The sequence below is a fragment of the Chryseobacterium sp. S90 genome (genome assembly GCF_047444895.1).
Classification (GTDB): Bacteria; Bacteroidota; Bacteroidia; order Flavobacteriales; family Weeksellaceae; genus Chryseobacterium.
In genome coordinates this window covers 174,890-194,961 of sequence record NZ_JBLGCX010000009.1, presented here as the reverse complement: position 1 = coordinate 194,961, position 20,072 = coordinate 174,890, and the positions used below count along the sequence as shown (strand labels likewise).

The following is a 20,072-nucleotide window of genomic DNA, read 5'->3' as shown; positions in this document are numbered from 1 at the left end:
GGGTTCTTAGCTCAGTTGGTTCAGAGCATCTGGTTTACACCCAGAGGGTCGGGGGTTCGAATCCCTCAGGACCCACAAAAATCTCTCAAGAAATTGGGAGATTTTTTTATTTTATTCCTAAGCTATTTAAGAGTTCCCTAACCTCCTTTCCTTATATTTATTTACCTTTGCTTTCATTTGAATTCTTAACGTGAAGGAACTCCATATCATATCATTCAACTATCCCTATCCTCCTTCTTATGGCGGGATCATTGATGTGTATTATAAGATTAAGGCTCTATCTGATTCGGGAATAAAAATCCACCTTCATTGCTTTGTAGACAAAATTCCTGTAAAGATTGATCCGGAAGTTGAAGAAATTACTGAAAATGTCTTTTTTTATGAAAAGAAAAAGAATCCACTCCTCTATTTTTCAGGAATTCCTTTTGCTGCCGTAATAAGAAATTCTGAGCTCCTACTTAAAAATCTGGAAAAGACCAACGCTCCTATATTATTTGAAGGACTGCAGACAACATCCATCATCAGGTTTTTGAAAGATAACAGGCACAAACTATATCTCCGCCATCACAACAACGAAACGGAGTATTATAAAGGGCTTTCTTTATCAGAAAAAAATATTTTCAAAAAGATTGTTTACAGAATTGAATCCTTAAAATATAAAGGATATCAAAAAAAGCTTTTAAAGAAGTTTGAAGCTATATTCTGTCTGTCTGAAAAGGAATATAATGAAGTGGAAACTTATTCGAAAAATGCACAGCTAATTCATATTTTCCACGGCAATCAATTAGTAAAGCAACTGGATAAAAAAGGAAATTATTTTCTTTTTCATGGAGACCTTACCACGGCCGATAACAAAAGAGCACTGATTGAGACTATTGATTTATTCAAAACTCTTCCACAGTATAAACTTCTTGTGGCCTCCGACCGCGCCGGTGAAGACATTAAAAAGAGGATTTCAGCGATTGAAAATATTACCCTCACTCCTATCCAAACCACTGAAAACCTTCACCATCTTCTGGAAAATGCCCATGCCAACATTCTGATTTCTTTCCAGAATTCAGGAACCAAGGTGAAGCTTTTCAACACCCTTTATAACAGTCGTTTTGTGATTATTAATGAAAATATTACAGATGATCCTGTTTTGACAAATTTATGCCTGTATGGAGGTAATATGACCGAAATTCGCCAACAGATCATCACCTCAGCTGAAAAAGATTATGCTGATTCTGAAAAGAGAAAGGAAATCTTAGAAAAAACACATTCGGATTATGCTAAAGCCGAAGAGATTGTAAAGATTATTTTTAAAAATTAACCCTGTCTATCACCTTCTGAATATTGAACTCCTCAAGACAAGCCCAGTCTCCCCTGTAGCACTCTTTATCTCCAAAAACAGAACATGGCCTGCAGGTAAGATCTTTTACCTGAACAACATCTTCTTCACGCTGCCCGAAACCTAAAAATCCGGCATAAGGATGAGTAGCTCCCCAAATAGAAACACATCTTGTTCCTACCAGGCTTGCAAGGTGCATATTCGCAGAATCCATGGAAATCATCAGTTCCAGGCCGGCAATATGATTGAGTTCTTCTGTAAGGTTTAATTTTCCGGCAAGATTTTTTGTATTAGGAATCTCGCTCTCCCATCTTTCAAGGGTTTCAGTTTCTTTTTTACCTCCACCAAAGAAATATACCGTATGTTTCTGAGCCAGAATTCTGACCAGTTCATAGGATTTTTCCAAAGGAAGCATCTTTCCTTTGTGTTGGGCAAAAGGGGCAAAGCCAATTCCTGATTTTTGTTCCGAAGTCGGTCTGAGTTGATGTGAAAGCTCAAGCTTGAATCCCATTTTACGGAATACGTCTGCGTAACGCTCTACGGTTTTCTTCAATTGTACTTTCTCAAGGTTCCATACATCTGTAAGATGCTCTTTCTCCTCTTTACCCTTATCTATTTTGAAAACTTTAAGTCCTTTTCTTCTATATATTCTGTCTAAAACCTTGGTCCGTATTACGTCATGAAGATTGGCAATACAATCCGGATTAAACTCCCGGATCAGTTCATTGCTCAGTTTCCTCAATCCAAAGAGACCTTTATAGTCATCAAGATCAATTCCTTTAAAAGTAACATTGGGAATTCCCGCAAACAGTGCTTCAAAATTCTTTCTGGACACCATAATAATTTCCACGCCAGGGTTCTGCTCCAGAAATTCTCTGAAAACAGGCACAGTCATCGCAACATCTCCGAATGCGGAAAAACGATATGCTAAAATTTTTGTCACGGCTATGATTTCAGTTGGTAAGCAACTGCATAAAACTTGATCTGTTTGGTCATTGCCATCAATCCGTTAGCTCTGGATGGCGAAAGAAATTCCTGCAATCCTATTTCCGCAATAAAATCAAAATCAGAATCCAGAATTTCCTGAGTGGAATGCCCACTATAAATACTTACTAAAAGAGAAACAATTCCTTTGGGTAAAATACCGTCAGAATCTGCATTAAAGAAAAGTTTCCCATCTTTAAATTCAGCATCAATCCAAACTTTACTCTGGCAGCCTTTAATCAGATTTTCTTCTGTTTTTCTATCTTCCGGTAAGCCTTTCAGTTCTTTTCCGAGATCAATGATATACTCGTATTTTTGCTCCCAATCGTCAAGAAAAGCGAATTCATCTATTATTTCCTGCTGTTTTTCTTTAATGGTCATTTTTAATCAAATTTCTTTTGCAAAGATAACCAATTTTGTAAAATTTATTACCGGGATGCTTTTTCAAAAAGCTGAAGGATTTTTGTTTCCTCATTCTCCCAGCAAAATACATCTGCAGCTTTGTTAAGTTCGCTCTGATAATACAGCCTTCCTCTTTCAAGAACAAGGTTAACTGCTTTTTCAATAGTTTCAGGTTTGTGATCCGAAATAATTTCCCCTACATTGAATTGATTTCTTATCCGCTGCATCTCCGGGAAATTAATCATAACAAGTGGCACTCTGGACTGAATATAGTCACAAACTTTATTGGGTAAGGAATAATAATAGCTAACTCCGTTATTTTCTTCAAGACTGAAACCCATATCTGCTGTTTTGGTCACTTCTCTGAGGTTTTCAGGTTTCAGTTTACCAAGGAAAAAGACTTTGCTTTGTAGTTTCTCCTGAATAACAAGTTCTTCATATACTCTTTTCTTCGGTCCGTCACCGGCAATTTTCAGAACAGCATCTTTAATATGATGCATGGCGGCAATCATTTTTTCAATTCCTCTGGATTGGTTGATCGCTCCCTGATACAGAATAATTTTAGGATGATTCTCAAGAATTTCGGGAGCAGAAAGAATTTTTCTCGGGATATTTCTGACAACTACCGGGTTGACATTATATTTTTCGTGAAACCATTCAGCGTAGCTTTCACTTTCTGTCATCATAAATTTCACGTGAGGAACCAGCTTTCTTTCCAGAACCCTCCAGAATTTTTGTGAAAACCTGTTTTGTACCGATGGCATTTCTGTGAAAATTTCATGACTGTCAAAGACTAATGGAATGTTCAGTTTTTTGGCAATGAGATAATTTGGCAGAAGTGCGTCAATGTCATTGGCATGAAGGATAGTATCTTTGTCCGCTTTTTTCTTAAGCTCATGGTATAACTTCCAGTTGAACTCAAAATAAGCTGTCTTTAGGCTTTTTGACGTGAGTTCTATTCTTGAAAAAGGATAAGGACGTTCCATTTTCTCATTTCCTTCCCAATCGTTTCCGATGAGTTCAATGGGATATCCGTTGTCAAAAAGGGTTTTGCATACCTTTTCTATTCTCTGATCGGTATACAGGCTGCTAAAAGCTGAAGTAATTACTTTTTTCCTCATTCTTTTTTCTTGCCTAGTATTAAATGATAGATCTGGATAATACAGATCAATCCGTTTGGAATGATAACCGGCCATAACGGCCCACTAAAAAAGCCATAAATGACAAAACAAAAACAGCCAATCATGTTGACAATTCTAATTTTTCTTACATCTTTCAGTATGAAACTCAGCACGATAAAAACTGAGGCAGAATATCCGATATAAGTAGTAGATTCGGGGCTCATGAGAAATTTTTAAGGATAACAAACTTAATCATTTTCAATAAGATAATAAAATTTTTTACTGCCATAAAGTCATTAATTGATTTTTGGTAAAATATTTGTAATTTAGATAATGAATAAAAGGTAATGTTGCCTTTGTTCTAATGAGATATATTATGGATTATAAGTTTTCACAAGGTTTGAGCCAGGTGTTCAAACAAAGCAAAAGCGAAGCTAAACGGCTGAAAAGTGAATTTCTTAATACAGAACATCTACTTTTAGGTATTATAAAAACGGAAAACTCTGCAAAAGAAATCCTTCAAAACCTTAATGCGGATTTAACACAAATCAGAAGAAAAATTGAAACTTTAAATACAGCAAGTCTAAATCCTATTTCTGAGGAGGTTACCAATATTTCTTTCACCAAGATGGCAGATCATGCCATTAAACGTGCGGAGTTAGAATGCCGACAATATAAAAGCAATGAGATTAATACCGTTCACCTGCTTTTAGGTATTCTTTATAAATATGAGGACCCTACTTCAAATATTCTGGGAGCTTACGACATCGACTATGAAGGAGTTTCAAGAGAATACCAGACTATGCTTAAAAATTCAGGCCAGTCTCCACAGATGAGTGCTTATGACGATGATGATGAGAGAGAAGAATTTGAGCAAATGAGAAAGCCTACAGGAAATCTAGGTTCTGCAAAAAGTAAAACGCCTACTTTGGATAACTTTGGTAGAGACCTTACTTCTTTGGCAAGGGATGGAAAACTAGACCCGGTAATCGGCCGTGAAAAAGAAATTGAGAGAGTTTCTCAGATCTTATCGCGTAGAAAGAAAAACAACCCTCTTCTTATCGGAGAGCCGGGAGTTGGTAAATCTGCCATTGCTGAAGGTTTAGCATTAAGAATTCAACAGAAAAAAGTGTCAAGAGTTCTTTACGGAAAACGAGTGATCACTTTAGACCTGGCAAGTCTAGTTGCCGGAACTAAATACCGTGGTCAGTTTGAAGAAAGAATGAAGGCTATCATGACGGAACTGGAAAAAAACAGAGATGTCATCTTATTTATTGATGAGCTTCATACAATTGTAGGAGCGGGAAGTTCTACAGGAAGTTTAGATGCTTCCAATATGTTCAAACCTGCTTTGGCAAGAGGAGAAATTCAATGCATCGGGGCAACTACTCTGGATGAATACCGTCAGTATATTGAAAAAGACGGTGCTTTAGAAAGAAGATTTCAGAAAGTAATGGTAGAGCCTACTTCTATTGATGAAACCATTCAGATTCTGAACCAGATCAAAGATAAGTATGAAGAGCACCATAATGTAGTATATACTCCAGAAGCGATTCTGGCGTGTGTGAATCTGACATCGAGATATATTACAGACCGTTTCTTACCGGACAAAGCAATTGATGCGATGGACGAAGCCGGATCTCGTGTTTACATCAAGAATATGAAAGTTCCTACCGAAATCATTGATTTTGAAAAGAAAATTGAAGACATCAAAGAACTGAAGCAGAAAGCTGTAAAAGCACAGGATTACCTTGAGGCAAGAAAGCTTAAAGATGAAGAAGAACGTCTTCAGATGGAACTAAATGCTGCTCAGGAAAAATGGGATAAGGATGTAAAAGAGAAAAAAGAAACCGTAACTGAAGAAAATGTAGCGGAAGTGGTTTCTATGATGAGTGGAGTTCCTGTAACGAAAGTTGGTAAGAACGAGCTTGATAAGCTTGCCCAGATGGATGAAAAACTGAACGGAAAAGTAATCGGTCAGGAAGATGCTGTGAAAAAGGTTGTGAAAGCAATTCAAAGAAACAGAGCAGGTCTTAAAGATCCGAACCGTCCTATCGGTACATTTATTTTCCTTGGAACAACCGGGGTTGGTAAAACCGAGCTGGCTAAAGTAATGGCGAGAGAACTGTTTGAATCCGATGAATCTCTGATCAGAATTGATATGAGTGAATACATGGAGAAATTCGCCGTATCAAGATTGGTGGGTGCGCCTCCGGGATATGTAGGATATGAAGAAGGTGGCCAGTTGACTGAAGCAGTAAGAAGAAAACCTTATGCTGTGGTGCTTTTGGATGAGATTGAAAAAGCTCACCCGGATGTATTCAATATTCTGTTACAGATCCTTGATGAAGGACACGTTACAGACAGTTTAGGTAGAAAAATCGACTTTAGAAATACGATTATCATTCTTACATCCAATATCGGAACCAGAGATCTTAAAGACTTTGGAGATGGTGTAGGATTCGGAACTTCAGCTAAAAAGACAAGTTCAGATACAAGAGCAAGAAGTACTATTGAAAGTGCCCTTAAGAAAGCATTTGCTCCTGAATTCTTAAACAGAATTGATGACATTGTGATCTTTAACTCTCTTGTTCAGGATGATATCAAGAAAATTATTGATATTGAATTGAACAAATTGTATGGCAGACTTGAAAAATTAGGATATAAAGTTGACTTAACTGAAGATGCTAAAAACTTCATTTCTGAAAAAGGTTGGGATAAAGATTTTGGTGCAAGACCATTGAAACGTGCCATCCAGAAATATATTGAAGACTTATTGGCAGAAATGCTGGTAAACAAGCAATTGAATGAAGGAGAAACCGTAGTTCTTGACCTTAATGAAGCTAAAGACGGATTGATTGGAAAAACGCAGAAGGCTAAAAAATCAGCAGCTGAGAAATCTTCTCAATCTTAATTGAATAAATAATTTAATTTCAAATAGAAAATCCCCGGGAAATTTCCCGGGGATTTTTGTTTATACGTTTTGGCTAAAGCCAATGGTATTGAATGTTGTATTGAACGGGCTAAAGCCCGCTCCTATTGAAAAATCACAGGATTAAAGTCCCACCACAAATCCGATATTCGGGATCAGGCCGCTTGAAAACACACTGGAATTCTGTTTCCAGAGTACATTGTACATCAATCCAAGCTGCATAAAAGAATTATTTCCGATTCTCTGCATATATCCACCTCCAAGATATAATGCATTTTCTTCTGTATTGTATTTATAATCATAGTATTTATCCTTATAATCAACAAAATAATGCTGATAGTTTGCTCCCACATAAAATGATCTGGCAAAATAATAATTCACAAAGGGTCCTACTCCAAACATAGTAGATTTATAATAGTCGGAAGTCTGCCACGATACACTTCCTACAACTCCTGCTTCAAGATCATCTGTAAGCCTGTACCCCACTCTTGGTGAGGCAGACAGATTAAAAGCACTGTTACTTCCGAATCCTAATCCGATCCCACCTCCAAAGGTCCACTTGTTGTTTTCCTGCACCGGAGCTCCTACTGAAACCTGGGAAAATGCCGACCCTGAGATGATCAGCATCATTGAAATAATAATTTTTTTCATATGTAGATATATTTTGTTGTGATGATATTATATGCTTCTATCTTTGTTAATAGTACGCTATAATGGCAAATACGGTTAACATCGTTTTTATCAATGTTTAAAATTATGGTTTTTTTACGACATTATTAATTGTACTTTTGCCGCATCAAACTAAGAACTCCCGTTAAGAGTTTCGTAAAATTGAAATACAATGAAAGTAGTAGTAGGCCTCTCCGGAGGTGTAGATTCTAGTGTTACAGCGTATTTGCTGCAGCAGCAAGGCCATGAAGTAGTGGCTTTATTCATGAGAAACTGGAACGATGCTTCCGTAACATTAGAAGATGAATGTCCCTGGATTGAGGACAGTAATGATGCCCTTATGGTGGCACAAAAGCTTGGAATTCCTTTCCAGGTGATCGATATGAGTGAACTTTATAAGGAACGAATTGTTGATTATATGTTTGCCGAATACGAAAAAGGAAGAACTCCCAACCCGGATGTACTGTGTAACAGAGAAGTAAAATTCGACGTATTTATGAAGACGGCGATGTCTTTGGGTGCAGATAAGGTGGCAACCGGACATTACGCAAGAGTAAACTCTACTTTTGACGAAAACGGGAAAGAAATTTTCCATCTTCTTGCCGGAAAAGATAACAATAAAGATCAGTCTTATTTCCTTTGTCAGCTGAGCCAGGATCAACTTTCAAAAGCGTTATTCCCTATCGGTGAACTTACAAAACCTCAGGTAAGAGAAATCGCCAAGGAAATCGGATTGGTAACTGCTGATAAAAAAGATTCTCAGGGATTGTGTTTTATCGGAAAAGTAAGCCTTCCTCAGTTTTTACAGCAGCAATTGAAACCTAACGAAGGAGAAATCGTAGAAATTTTCAAAGATTCGCCTTTATTTTCGGAAGAAAAACCTGAATTCGCTTCTAAAGAAGAAGAACTTGAGTTTTTATCCAGAAAAATCAATTATAAAAAATCTGACGGAAAAGTAATCGGGAAACATCAAGGAGCCCAGTTTTTCACCATCGGACAAAGCCGTGGCCTTGGAATAGGCGGGCACAAAGAAAGCTGCTTTATCATCTCCAGAGAGATGGAAAACAATATCATTTTCGTAGGAGAAGGAAGTCACTTTCCTGGCCTTCACAAAAAAGCATTGAAAATTGATAATTCTGAACTGCACTGGGTACGTGAAGATATGAAACTTCAGAATGGAGAATCTATGGAAATAATGGCCAGATTCAGATACAGACAATCTTTGCAGAAAGCCACTTTGTATCAGTTTGAAAATGCATTATATATTGAGTTTGATGAACTTCAGTCTGCTATTGCAGAAGGACAGTTTGCTTCATGGTATATTGATGATGAACTTATCGGAAGCGGTGTGATTGCATAAGGGATGCAAGGTTCGTGTTTCGGGATTGTGGAATTAGGTACAGAAATCTTTTTAAAGAAAATATTTTTTTAAAATTTTTCTGTAACGTTTTTTTAAGTTGTCTTACTTACTGAGTAAATAGCAATAAAAAAACTACTATGAAAACAACGACAAGAAACCAATATGCTTATGTAAATAATATCCTAATCGCAATTGTCTCTGCGGTTTTTGGCTATAATTTCTATCAGTTAATTGTACATCCGGAAAACTCGAATATCGCGATCAGCCTTATTTTAGTGGTAATCACCTCTATCATGGTTCGAAAATATGGCTACAAGCCCATAAAAGAAAAAAAGTAAGAGATTTAATCTCAATACCTTATTATAAAGCCCGGAACAGTTCAGTTTCGGGTTTGTTTTTTATGAAACAATTACTTTATCTTTTTGTTGACATAGCTCATGATAAGAAACACTGCCACAATACATTCCAGAATTAAAATCATAATGAGAAATCCAACGGGTTTTCCCAACATGATTCCTCTTATCAGTTTTACAGTTCCCAGTAAAAAAATGAAGCCTGTGAAATACAATGTAGTTTTCGAAATAGCTTCTCTCAAGGAATTTAAAATAAAAACTGAAGTATAGAATCCGAGAACCAGGATGAGATAAAATTTCAGAAAATCCGGCCCTTTAATAATAATGGGATTCAATGTCTGACAGGCTGCCATAAGCCACATAAAGCTTACTACAACGGGAGCTGAGTGAATGATTAGCTTTTTCATGTTCATTATTTTTTATCCTCCACATCCCCCACAACCGCCGCAGCCTCCGCCACAACCACCTCCTCCGCTGCAGCTTGATCCTCCACAGCTTCCTCCACCAGCACCATCATTGCTTTGCTTATCCTTTCTATTGGGATCGGAGATTTCGCCATCTCCTATGATTGAGGTTATTATCCCCAGAATAAAAATAATGGCAAAAACCACTGCTGTGACCAACAATCCGGTGAAACTACCTCCTTCTGAACAAGAGAACAACAGCAGTAAAATAAAGATTGGAGCAAAAAAAGCCATTTTTCTCATCCAGCGCCTTACTTTAGATTTTTCCTTTTTCCCTTTCCATATTTCTTCAGGTGCTTCCTGCTGAAATATGTTCCTGTAACCAGACATTGTATCTTCAAACCAATTCTCATGTTTCACTCTCTCCTTGTTTCCACCTTGAGAAGGATGATGATGAAGCGTTCTTTTTAAAATATTCGGGCAGAATTCTTCCCAATAATTCTGGGTATAGATCAGGTGCATATGCCATACTTTATCCACTATTTCGCTGGGGGAAGCTCCATTGGGAAGAATACAGCAGAGATAGACAAATTTTTTATATTCTTCAATCGCTTTTTTTGCGAAATCAAGGCTCCAGCTTTCTTCTTTTGCGAGTTTTTTTGAAAAAGGGAAAGCAGCGTTGGGAGCATCCAGAGAAAATCCCTGTATCCGGTTCCAGAGGGATTCATCTTTTAATAACATTCTTGTTTCCATTGTTTTAAATTTTGTTTTTCTATTCAAATATCAATGGATTTTAAAATATAAAAGTCTCTCAAAAATCTTTTTTGGTTTGATAAAAATCTTAAATTAGTCTTATAAAACTAAAATTAATCTGACCATAAAAATAAACAGATGAAAAAGGAAGATATACTGCATCTTGAAAAGCTGATGAATTTCTTAAGCCGTCACTTTTTAAAGAAAAATCATTGGGAAGATGTCACCAAAACGGAATGGTCTTACATCAGCGCAGAACTCAACGAACTCATTATCAATGATCATTCAGAGAAAGAAATAAAAAAAGAACCGGATCTTTTGGGAACCAATTATCTGTATGAACACCTGATCATCAATAAACTGAAAAAATTCAGGCAGAATGAAAATGCAGTTCTCAGCAGGCCAAACCTGGCAAAGCTAAGTCTTATTGTAAAAGTTCTGGGCTACTCCAATTATATCGATTTCATCAATTCCACTACAGAGTCTTTCAATTTTAACGACCTCAGGATTGAGATGAATAATGTAAATATGAATACAACTCTTTTAGACCGTTTAGTAGGCTGTTGGTATTCTTATAACAGAAATCTACCTGATAATCCTTTAATGGCAAAAGAAGACCGCATATGGCGCTCAGCAATGGAAATTTATAAGTCAGAAACAACCGGAGAATATTTTATTGAACGAAGCGGTGGCGACAAGCATAAGTATTTTGGTAAGGTAACGGCTTATTCCGACTATGTTTTTATCATCATGAACAGCAATACTTTTATCCGTCAGCGGCATTTTATTTCAAGAATTAAAGATATTAAAGAAAAGCTTAAGAATCCGGACTATAAACTCCACGAAATCCACTTCATCAGTACCTGCATCAGTTTCAATCAGGAACCGATAGCTTTGTTTGAAATCTTCAGAAAAGCAGACAGAAAGAACTTTATTTCCGACTCTATCAGCTTCCCCATTGACAGCGATGAAATTCCGGAATCTATCCTTAAACAGCTTGAAGACACTGAATCTAACAGAATAGATTACAGATAGTTATTATATAAAGTTAAAAATCTCTGGTGTCTGGAAATAACTGATCCTTTTTTTGAAATTGTTGTAACGTATTTTGAATTGTCATACTTACTGGATAACAATAAAAAATATCATTATGAAAACAACGATTAAAAATCAATATGTATCCGCTAACAATGCGCTTATCTTTTTTGTATCCATGCTTGTTGGATATAACATCTATCAGGAAATCTTTCACCCCGAAAAAGCAGATATTATCCTGTGTGTTATAATGGTAGCCCTTACAACCGTCACCATCCAGAAATACAACAAAAAAGCTGAAGCAAAAGAATAAACATCCTTATCAATTTCTATATCTGATGCCCTGGAACAATTATATTCCGGGGTTTAACCTTTTCTCCTATGCTTAGAATACATTTAACTATTAAAAATCAATACATTACAGTAATAATTTTCTAAATTGATAGTTATAAATATAAACCCTTCAATTGTCTTGCTATGGAATATTATGAATTGTATGAAGTTTTGAAAAGTCACTTTGATTCCGGAAAAGACAGGGTTGAAATCAAGGAATTGAATGTAACCATTGAATCTCTTCCTTTTGAATCGAAGGTTTCTGATCTTCTTTATGGTTCGGAACATCAACATTGCAGCAAACATCAGCAATCACTGGAAATCAATGAAAATGGGCATCTTTTTTATGGCCAGCCCGCTGTAGACATCAAGGATTTTGATATTGAATGCAATAACAGGTTTACCTACTATATTCTAAAGAGTGCAGATATAGAAACAGCCAAAGGATGCATCTTTTTCTTTCATGGCCTGAACGAAAAGAAATGGGACAAATATCTGCCTTGGGCATATGAACTCGCCCAAAGAACACAGAAAGCTGTTATTCTGTTTCCTATTGCCTTTCATATGGATCGTGCAGAACCTATCTGGAGTGACCGGCATCACATGATGGAAGTGGTTCGTTTCAGAAAGAAAAAATATCCGGAAAACATGAATTTCTCCTATGTGAATGCTGCCATCAGCTCAAGACTGGAAGCCCACCCTCAAAGGATATTCTGGTCCGGGCTGCAGACTTATTCTGATATTACTGAAGTGGTAAAAGACATTAAAAACAATAAAATAAAAGGGATTTCTCCGGAAGCAGATCTGGATTTATTTGGCTACTCTATTGGGTCTTTTCTTTCAATGATCATTAAAATGGCAGATCCCAACCATTATTTTACCCGGTCTAAAGTTTTCTGTTTTTGTGGTGGGATGACTATCGACCGTATGTTTCCAATCTCCAAATACATCATGGACACCCAGGCCACTATTAAAATGCAGTCCGTTTTCACAGAACTTTTGAGTTCTGATTTTAAATCAGATACCCGTTTGAAGCACTATCAGAATGAAGATCTGCACCCACAGGAAAGCTGGTTCAAAAAAATGCTCCGCTATAATTATTTTCAAAAAGAAAGGGAAGAAAGAATTCATGAAATTCAGTCCCAGATAAAGGCGTATGTATTGGAAAAAGACAGTGTTGCCCCTCCAATGGAAGCGTTGAATACTTTACGCGGTGGCTACAGGAATATCAATGTAGATGTAGAAATTAAAGATTTCCCGTATGAATATTCCCATATGGTTCCGTTTCCTCTTGCCCACAAGCACAAGAAAGAAGTTACGGAAGCTTTTCACCAGTTTGTACAATCTGCCAGCAACTTTTATAACTCCTGATTATTCCTTTTTCAGGTATAGAAAAGAGAAAGGAATAGTTTAAAAATTAATAATATAAGATCCATGGTGTTTGTTTTTGTATGATGAGTAAGTCAAAATCCTTCCTTATTTATTAACTGACCAACCAGTCTTTGAAATCTTTGACACGGTCTCTGCTTACGGTAATTTCTTCTTCCGGCTGAAACTCCATATCCACTTTATAGTAAGGTGATGTATGGATATTTTTAATATAATCTGAACTCACAATAAACTGTCTGTTTACCCGGAAAAACTTTTTCTCATCCAGAACATCTTCCAGCTCATCAAGCGTAAAATCTGATGGATAGGTGCGGTCTTCTGTCTGAAGATAAACGATTTTATTCTCGCTGAAAAAACAGCTTATTTCCTGAGTCTGGATAATTTTCAGGTTGTACCCGATTTTTACCAGAACTCTGGACAGCGTAGATTTCTCTTTTCTGATCAGCTGTTTAATATCCTGAGAGCCATCCGTATTGTTGGCAGGAATAAAAGATTTAAACTTCTCTACCGCTCCTTCCAGGTCTTCATCAAGAATAGGTTTTAAAAGATAATCGATGCTGTTCAGCTTAAAAGCTTTCAGGGTATACTGATCAAAAGCTGTGGTATAGATGATGAACCCTTTTGTCGGAATTTTTTCAAAGATGTCGAAAGACAATCCGTCACCTAAAACAATATCAGAAAATATCAGCTGCGGATGTTCATTTTCAGAAAACCAGGCTACTCCTTCTTCTACTGATTCTATTTTCGCAACGATCTCAATTTCAGGAAAATTATTCAGCATACGTTCCAATTTCCTTGAAGCAGGTTTTTCATCTTCTATAATGACAGTTTTGATCATTGAGCTTTAATTTTGGTTTTTAGATTTTAGGAAATAAAGTTAGATAAAAGCGGGCATATTTTAATATTTTATCGGCTTTTTCTCTTTTTCAAGCTCTTTTTCAATCATATTTCTTTCCCATTCAGAATCAAAAAGAAACAGTTTTACAGCTTTGACTAGGATAATAAATCCCCAGATCCCAAGGATGGTATATCTGTCAAATAATCGAAAATTAATCATCTTTTCGCCAAAAATATCATCAGGAATGATAAGAACAGCAAAGATGGCAAATATAAAAATGCTTTTATAGAATTTTCTGATGCTGTTCGTTCTTGAGCTTGCAGTTTCGTAATCCATGATTGTGTAAGTTTTTAGTTATAAGTAATGTTAGAATGTTTTTATTTTACTTTTTTCCTCTTTCTCCATCAACTCTTTTATCTTTTTTTCTTCCCAGCTTTTTCCAATTCCGAATACGTTTATTGCATGAAACGCAATTCCTATTCCCCAGCCCAGCGCCGGCCATAAAAACCATAAGTATCCCGGAGCAGTCAGTAGGTTCAGTATTGCCAGAAATGGAATAACAATACAGTAAGAAGTAAGGTTTCCATAAAACTCTTTTAATTCCTTTACTCTTCTTGATGCTTTTCTGTAAGCAATCGTCTCTTTATTTGGTAAAATTTCCATAATATTTTGTTTTTAAAAGGTTAATTTGTTTTTTCTTGAGTCAAAGGTAGGTCAGGAAAAGGCCTCAAATCAATTTTATATTACCGAATGGTAGATTATGCTATCCGAATCGTAAAAACAGGTAATTAATAGATAAACGGGATCAGTTTCTTTGTGCTTTTTCTGTATTCAAGATACTCATCACCGAACTGTTCTACCAAAGCCTGCTCTTCAATCTTAATCCTGTAGGCAAAAGCCAGAAACGGTGGTACAAAAGCAAAGATTAAAGACAGCCAGTTATTGAGATACAAACCCAACCCAAGAGAGGTCAGCAGAGAAAAGGCATAAGAAGGATGTCTCAGGTATTTATAAAACCCTTCTTTTTTGATTTTATGATCCTGTCTGATGGTAACATCTACTGTAAAGTATTTTCCCAGAGATCTGATGATTATGTATCTGAAAAGAATTCCGGTAAGAATGAGGATTTCTCCAAGATAAAGAATCCAGCTTCCGTCAACAATCGTAAAATGAGTATTATAAGAGACGAATATCGAACTCATGATAGAAAAAGGAATGGCAAGCCACAGAATATTCAAAGTTGATTTGTCTTTGTTCTTTTGATCCTCTTTACCGGATTTTAGCATGTTTTTGTAAAGAAATTCAGTGACAAACCAGGCTCCCATTGAAATGTAGAACAAAGTTGATAAAGTGTTCATTTGTAATCAGTTTTTAAAGTTAAAAGTGTTTTGACTAAAAATTGGTAATTCCTTTACTGATCTTTCTGTTTATCCATCAGTTCTTTAATCTTATTATCTTCCCATTTCCTTATAAAATTAACACGAGGAAGAAAAACCGTAAAAGCGTGTGCTGCAAGTCCTATTCCCCAGAAAGTGGCTGTAAAAAAGTTTTTAAACTGAAAATAGCTTTCACCAGGTTTAAGGTTCATACAATTATAGACCACAATCATGGCATTCACTGCGATATAAGCGAATAAATGTCCGTAAAAACCTCGTAACCTTTCTACCTGCCTTCTGGCACGTTGATATTCAACATCATTTTCGTCAAATCTTTCCATCGCTTTATTTTTTTTGTTTGTTCATAATTTCACGAATCTTCTTTTCCTGCCATGATTCTCCTACTCCAAACACCTGAAAGGCATGGGATGCGACCCCAATTCCCCACCCCAATACCGGAAACCAAAACCATTGATTTCTGCTGCTGGTGTAAAGATTGATAAAGATTAAAAAGGAACATACAGTACAGTAAGAAATCAGATTCATATAAAAGCTTTTCATTTCTTTTACTCTCTTTTGCGCACGTTTGTAAGCGGCAGAATCATCTTCAGGTTTCACACTGGAAACTTGTGGTTTATTCAAAAGCATCGGAAGTTTTACTTTAAAATGATCCTCCGATTTTTCTATGAATACATTTCGGTCTGTAAGCAGAGAATAACGCTGTACAATATTCGCCAGACCAATTCCTGAACTTTCTTTGATCTGCTCTCTTACCTGTAAGTTATTTTCAATACAAAGTATATTTCCGGCAGAAAAAATTCTTATAACCAAAGGTTTTGATGAAGTAGCAAAATTATGTTTGATACAGTTTTCCAACAGCAGCTGTAAAGACAGCGGAACAACATACTTCTGGTAATCTTCCTGAGCAACATCAAAAGTAAAATCTACACTGTCTTCAAACCTTGTTTTCAAAAGGTCACAGTATGTTCTGGCAAATTCTATTTCATCTTCCACCGTTACCAGCTCTTTATCTTTCTGTTCAAGTACATAACGGTAAATCTTTGACATTGAAGCGGTAAACTTCTGAGCCTGACGAGGGTTTTCATCGATCAGTGAGCTTAAAACATTCAGAGAGTTGAAAAGAAAATGAGGATCCAGCTGATTCTTCAAACTTTCAAACTGGGCATTTGCTGATTTGGCGATAAGCTTTTGCTCTACCACTTCTTTTCTGGAAGTCTTTTTCAGCTCTTCCATAAAGCTTTTTGCATGAAGGAAGGCTGAAATAAGAAGAGCAATATTGATCATGAACCAATTGGTTACGCCATATTTTGCAGAGAAAAATTCTTGTATGGTAGCTGTTTTCTGAATCACAACATAGTTCATGTAATTACAGAAATAGACCAGAATAAAGTTTCCGATAATAATGGAAATGATGCTTAATACGGCTCTCGTGCGGGTGGCTTCGGACCAGGGAAATTTTCTGTTGAGGAATTCATTGATAAATCCGTTTCCAAATCCCAGTACAAAAGAATACATCGTTGAAAGAAGCAGTGTGATCAGAAATGTATTCAGAGTCTTTTCATTATTAAAGAACAAAAAGAAAAACAAAGTGGTTCCTAACGACGTCCAAAGTAATATTGTAAAGTATTTACGCTTCATGATCTGTTTTCTTGATTCAAAATTAGTTTTTATTAAAGGTATCAAAAATTAATTTTTACCGAAGGGCTGATTTTCTTCCCTGAATGGTATAAAAAAACCTTCACGAATGAAGGTTCATTTATTTGTAAAGTAGAGAAAAGCCCTATTTCGCTTTTTCTGCCGGAAGACTTAGGAAATAATCGGCTTCACCTCTTCCCCAGTTAGGATCTAAAGCTGTTTTAGGTTTGTAGGTCTTAAATTTTGCCTGTGCGTCTTTAAACATTTCCAATCCTTTGGTTTTACTTCCTCCGTACTGCTCTGGAGTAAAATAAACATCTTCTGCTTTGATAAGGGCAATTCTTGGATTTGCCGGCTCTAATTTTTCTGCAGTATTAAGTTCTTCGGCAGCTCTGGCACCGTCTGTCATATATCGCTGTGCCGGATTTACCATCATTCTCAGGGAGTAAGACATTTTTCTCAACAAGTGAATTTCTGCATTATCAGCTCCGGCAAGATTCTGTGCCATTGAAAGCTGTTTCTCAGCCTGATCTGCAATAGCATCCAGTTCCTGCATTTTTCCGTCTCTCATCAAGGTTCTTCCTTTCTGGATGTAAGAAAATGCCGCATAATATGCCGGAAGCCATTTTGTGCTTTCCTTACTTCCTATTCTCTGGAAATCATTGGCCAGGGTCTGGAAATCTTCCGATGTTTTGCAGACTTCTATTCTTCCTATTTTTTCAGTCATTATTTTGTCGTAATCTGCCTGTGCAAAAGCTGTTAAACTCATAAAAGCTAAAGCAAAGCTTAAAAGGTATTTTTTCATGATATCAAATTTTAAAAGTTAGTTTATTTGCTTGTTCTAAGATATGTTTTTTTATAAATTATTATTGATCGCATCATCTGTTTTATCAACTCCGAAGCTTATAAATGCTCCAATGAACACAAAAGTATTAACTGGCGGCACTACAGCAGAACTTCTGGATCCATCTGCAGAGAAGTTATAGCCGTATACATTCTTTGACCCTAAAATATTGCTGACACTCAATACGAATACAGGAAAAGCTTTCGCATCTTTTTTACCAATATTGGGCAGATAATTGATACTGAAATTCAAAGCGTTATAATCTTTTAATCTTCCTTCATTTCTTGTATAATTCACTGCTTTTCCATTCTCAAACGTAGAGGCAATGTCATAATAAGAACGTCCTTTCGCATAGGTATATGATAAGTTTACCCCAAGCTTCCATTCCGGAATAAATCTTTTTGCCACTGCAGAAAGGGTATGTTCAGCAGCAAAACCTGGCTGCAGACTGACAGGATAATTAAGGAAATCTCTTTTGGAATCCAGATAGGAGTAGCTGATCCAGTAATCAATATTTTCAAATGTTTTTTTATTGTCTCTCCAGAAAAATTCAACTCCTTTTGCGTATCCGTATCCATTGTTGTTTAAAGCGGCCTGAGTCTGTTGATTTTGCTCTTTATCCTGGTTAATATTAAATGTTTTAATCAGCTGGTCATATTTTTTATAAAATGCTTCAAAACGCAGCGTTCTTCCTTCCGAAGCTCTCTGAACCTGAAAAATATAATGCTGAGACTTCTGGAAACCAAGATCTGCCGGGCCATTGATATATTTACTCTCCGGATTCTGATAAAAAAGACCGTAAGCTAAGGAAGTGGTCCAGTCTTTTGCCAGGCGGTACGCAATTGCAAAACGAGGGGCAATATTATTCTTTCCTAAAAAAGAAGAATGTTCTGCTCTTACACCTATTTTCGCTGATAATGCATTGCTGAATCCCAGATCAGTTTCAACAAAAGCAGAAGATATCAGATCTTTATAATGTTTCTGTACTGCTTCAAAATTCAGGTTTTCATCGGTATTATTCAATTCAATTCCTCCTCTCAGGGCACTGATTCTGTTAATCTTTCTTTCAAGAACGGCTTTGAAGTTCAAATAATTTCCGTCTGTCAAAAGCTGGTTTCTGTTTGATTCAATATCATTGGTTTCTGTGGAAAAATGAAGATCGGATCTGTTGTAAGAATAAGACCCTCCAACATTCAAAAGATACTTTCCAAATTTCTGCTTAAAAGAGAGGTTATGAAATGTATTTTTTCCGTTAAGCTTTACCAGGCTGAAATCATATCCTGGCTCAAGGCTTTCTGACTTTACCCCCATTTTGTTGGAGTTGAACATCCCGTAGTATTTGAAAAATCCCCCTGATTTTGTTTTAAATCTGAAATTCAGATCTCCGTTAAGTCCCTGTGGTGCTTCAACAAAATCTGTATTAAAATTAAAGGTTTTCTGCATCAACGTTAAAAGAGAATATCCTGCTGTAGCTCCATAAGAATAGTTTTTATTATCTCCCAGCTTCTGAAATCCTGCACTCAGAAAAATAGGAGAAATTCCTAAACTGTAAGAACTCTCATCCGGAAGATCAACACTTTCCAGCATCAAAGCTCCTGAGAGAGCCTGTCCGTACAATGCAGAATATCCGCCGCTTGAAAATATATTCCCTTTGAAAAGAGAGGTATTGAACTGATCTCTTCCTGCAATTCCCGGAACAGAATTAGAAAAATAATTATTGATAAGACTTCCGTCCATAAAAATTTTAGATTCCGTACCTGTTCCCCCTCTGATAAAAAGGCCTTCAGTCCCACCTACTTTCTGTACACCCGGAAGATAGGTTAAAGCCGAAGAAATCTGCCCGTCGGCTCCTGCTGTGGTATAAATATCAATTGGGGAAAGCAGCGCTGTTGCTCTTTTCTTATCGCTTGCTTCAATAGATCCCGCAGAAACTACTACTGCATCAATCTCGCTGATCTGTTCTTTAAGATCGACATTCAAAGAAATTTCCTGATTTTCAATAGAAACTGTTCTTTCTACATTCTCATATTTCGGATGGGTAAACGTTATGGTATGTGCTCCTTTTTCTGAAGTTTCAAAAGAAAAATTACCCTGGGCATCTGTGGTTGTTCCGTCATAGGTATCTTTCAGAGTGACGTTTACTTCACTCACTCCTTTGTTTTTAAAGGAAACTTTTCCTGAGATCTTCACCTGTGAATACCCCATTATGGAAGCCATCAGGAAGATAAGAAGCAGTATGTTTTGTCTTTGAGTTTTCATTTTTATTGTTTTCTGGGTCAAAAATAGAATGAAA

The 20,072-nt window shown here is 36.5% G+C and carries 22 protein-coding genes and 1 tRNA gene; 8 read left to right on the top strand and 15 right to left on the bottom strand.

Annotated elements, in window-relative coordinates:
* Positions 1-75, top strand: a tRNA-Val gene (locus tag ACLMCG_RS20760).
* A gap of 115 nt (positions 76-190) precedes the next feature.
* Positions 191-1,312, top strand: coding sequence for a hypothetical protein (locus tag ACLMCG_RS20755; RefSeq protein ID WP_413961022.1), 1,122 nt, complete (start codon positions 191-193; stop codon positions 1,310-1,312).
* Here the strand turns inward: ACLMCG_RS20755 and ACLMCG_RS20750 are convergent.
* From ACLMCG_RS20750 to ACLMCG_RS20735, 4 genes are read right to left on the bottom strand one after another with little or no spacing between them, the layout of a single operon-like run.
* On the bottom strand, positions 1,302-2,225 hold the full coding sequence (locus ACLMCG_RS20750; RefSeq protein ID WP_413961024.1) for a glycosyltransferase family 9 protein: 924 nt from the start codon (positions 2,223-2,225) through the stop codon (positions 1,302-1,304). The two genes, ACLMCG_RS20755 and ACLMCG_RS20750, sit on opposite strands and share 11 nt — an antisense overlap.
* Before the next feature lie 50 nt (positions 2,226-2,275).
* Complete coding sequence (locus ACLMCG_RS20745; RefSeq protein WP_223598212.1) at positions 2,276-2,695, bottom strand: SufE family protein; 420 nt, start codon at positions 2,693-2,695, stop codon at positions 2,276-2,278.
* A 47-nt stretch (positions 2,696-2,742) separates the two neighbouring features.
* Positions 2,743-3,837: a glycosyltransferase gene (locus ACLMCG_RS20740; RefSeq protein ID WP_413961021.1), complete on the bottom strand. Its 1,095-nt coding sequence runs from the start codon at positions 3,835-3,837 to the stop codon at positions 2,743-2,745.
* Positions 3,834-4,061: a uroporphyrinogen decarboxylase gene (locus ACLMCG_RS20735; protein WP_223598210.1), complete on the bottom strand. Its 228-nt coding sequence runs from the start codon at positions 4,059-4,061 to the stop codon at positions 3,834-3,836. Before ACLMCG_RS20735 ends, ACLMCG_RS20740 begins: the two co-directional genes overlap by 4 nt.
* A gap of 152 nt (positions 4,062-4,213) precedes the next feature.
* Here ACLMCG_RS20735 and ACLMCG_RS20730 point away from each other — a divergent pair, with 152 nt between their 5' ends.
* On the top strand, positions 4,214-6,751 hold the full coding sequence (locus ACLMCG_RS20730) for an ATP-dependent Clp protease ATP-binding subunit (protein ID WP_223598209.1): 2,538 nt from the start codon (positions 4,214-4,216) through the stop codon (positions 6,749-6,751).
* Positions 6,752-6,892: 141 nt separating this feature from the next.
* Here the strand turns inward: ACLMCG_RS20730 and ACLMCG_RS20725 are convergent, their stop codons facing one another.
* Positions 6,893-7,420, bottom strand: a complete 528-nt coding sequence (locus ACLMCG_RS20725; protein ID WP_413961020.1) for a hypothetical protein — start codon at positions 7,418-7,420, stop codon at positions 6,893-6,895.
* 190 nt (positions 7,421-7,610) lie between these two features.
* On the opposite strand from ACLMCG_RS20725, the gene mnmA reads away from it, so the two are divergent.
* Both mnmA and ACLMCG_RS20715 read left to right on the top strand, forming a co-directional pair.
* The gene (gene mnmA / locus ACLMCG_RS20720; RefSeq protein WP_413961019.1) at positions 7,611-8,798 is read left to right on the top strand and encodes a tRNA 2-thiouridine(34) synthase MnmA; all 1,188 of its coding nucleotides are present in this window, start codon (positions 7,611-7,613) and stop codon (positions 8,796-8,798) included.
* Positions 8,799-8,935: 137 nt separating this feature from the next.
* The gene (locus ACLMCG_RS20715) at positions 8,936-9,136 is read left to right on the top strand and encodes a hypothetical protein (protein ID WP_413961018.1); all 201 of its coding nucleotides are present in this window, start codon (positions 8,936-8,938) and stop codon (positions 9,134-9,136) included.
* A 71-nt stretch (positions 9,137-9,207) separates the two neighbouring features.
* On the opposite strand, the gene ACLMCG_RS20710 is transcribed toward ACLMCG_RS20715, so the two are convergent.
* Together ACLMCG_RS20710 and ACLMCG_RS20705 are read right to left on the bottom strand one after the other, a co-directional pair.
* Positions 9,208-9,558 (bottom strand): hypothetical protein, encoded by a 351-nt coding sequence (locus ACLMCG_RS20710; protein ID WP_413961017.1) that lies wholly within the window; start codon positions 9,556-9,558, stop codon positions 9,208-9,210.
* A gap of 12 nt (positions 9,559-9,570) precedes the next feature.
* A complete protein-coding gene (locus tag ACLMCG_RS20705) occupies positions 9,571-10,308 on the bottom strand; it encodes a glycine-rich domain-containing protein (RefSeq protein WP_413961016.1) in 738 nt (245 codons plus the stop codon).
* Positions 10,309-10,446: 138 nt separating this feature from the next.
* Here ACLMCG_RS20705 and ACLMCG_RS20700 point away from each other — a divergent pair, with 138 nt between their 5' ends.
* The 3 genes from ACLMCG_RS20700 to ACLMCG_RS20690 all read left to right on the top strand — a co-directional run bounded on the left by ACLMCG_RS20700 (position 10,447) and on the right by ACLMCG_RS20690 (position 13,047).
* Entirely contained in the window at positions 10,447-11,343 is an 897-nt protein-coding gene (locus ACLMCG_RS20700) for a hypothetical protein (protein ID WP_413961015.1), read from the top strand.
* A 115-nt stretch (positions 11,344-11,458) separates the two neighbouring features.
* Positions 11,459-11,656, top strand: a complete 198-nt coding sequence (locus ACLMCG_RS20695) for a hypothetical protein (protein WP_413961014.1) — start codon at positions 11,459-11,461, stop codon at positions 11,654-11,656.
* 164 nt (positions 11,657-11,820) lie between these two features.
* Complete coding sequence (locus ACLMCG_RS20690) at positions 11,821-13,047, top strand: DUF6051 family protein (RefSeq protein ID WP_413961013.1); 1,227 nt, start codon at positions 11,821-11,823, stop codon at positions 13,045-13,047.
* A gap of 112 nt (positions 13,048-13,159) precedes the next feature.
* On the opposite strand, the gene ACLMCG_RS20685 is transcribed toward ACLMCG_RS20690, so the two are convergent.
* The 8 genes from ACLMCG_RS20685 to ACLMCG_RS20650 form a co-directional block, all read right to left on the bottom strand.
* Positions 13,160-13,903, bottom strand: coding sequence for a LytR/AlgR family response regulator transcription factor (locus ACLMCG_RS20685; RefSeq protein WP_223598200.1), 744 nt, complete (start codon positions 13,901-13,903; stop codon positions 13,160-13,162).
* A gap of 60 nt (positions 13,904-13,963) precedes the next feature.
* Positions 13,964-14,239 (bottom strand): 2TM domain-containing protein, encoded by a 276-nt coding sequence (locus tag ACLMCG_RS20680; RefSeq protein WP_413961012.1) that lies wholly within the window; start codon positions 14,237-14,239, stop codon positions 13,964-13,966.
* A 30-nt stretch (positions 14,240-14,269) separates the two neighbouring features.
* Entirely contained in the window at positions 14,270-14,566 is a 297-nt protein-coding gene (locus ACLMCG_RS20675; protein ID WP_223598198.1) for a 2TM domain-containing protein, read from the bottom strand.
* A 125-nt stretch (positions 14,567-14,691) separates the two neighbouring features.
* The gene (locus ACLMCG_RS20670; RefSeq protein WP_413961011.1) at positions 14,692-15,261 is read right to left on the bottom strand and encodes a methyltransferase family protein; all 570 of its coding nucleotides are present in this window, start codon (positions 15,259-15,261) and stop codon (positions 14,692-14,694) included.
* Positions 15,262-15,314: 53 nt separating this feature from the next.
* Positions 15,315-15,620: a 2TM domain-containing protein gene (locus ACLMCG_RS20665; RefSeq protein ID WP_413961010.1), complete on the bottom strand. Its 306-nt coding sequence runs from the start codon at positions 15,618-15,620 to the stop codon at positions 15,315-15,317.
* A gap of 4 nt (positions 15,621-15,624) precedes the next feature.
* Positions 15,625-16,938: a 2TM domain-containing protein gene (locus ACLMCG_RS20660; RefSeq protein WP_413961009.1), complete on the bottom strand. Its 1,314-nt coding sequence runs from the start codon at positions 16,936-16,938 to the stop codon at positions 15,625-15,627.
* A 142-nt stretch (positions 16,939-17,080) separates the two neighbouring features.
* Positions 17,081-17,740 (bottom strand): hypothetical protein, encoded by a 660-nt coding sequence (locus ACLMCG_RS20655; RefSeq protein ID WP_223598194.1) that lies wholly within the window; start codon positions 17,738-17,740, stop codon positions 17,081-17,083.
* A gap of 51 nt (positions 17,741-17,791) precedes the next feature.
* Positions 17,792-20,038, bottom strand: coding sequence for a TonB-dependent receptor (locus tag ACLMCG_RS20650; RefSeq protein WP_413961008.1), 2,247 nt, complete (start codon positions 20,036-20,038; stop codon positions 17,792-17,794).
* Positions 20,039-20,072: the final 34 nt, after the last annotated feature.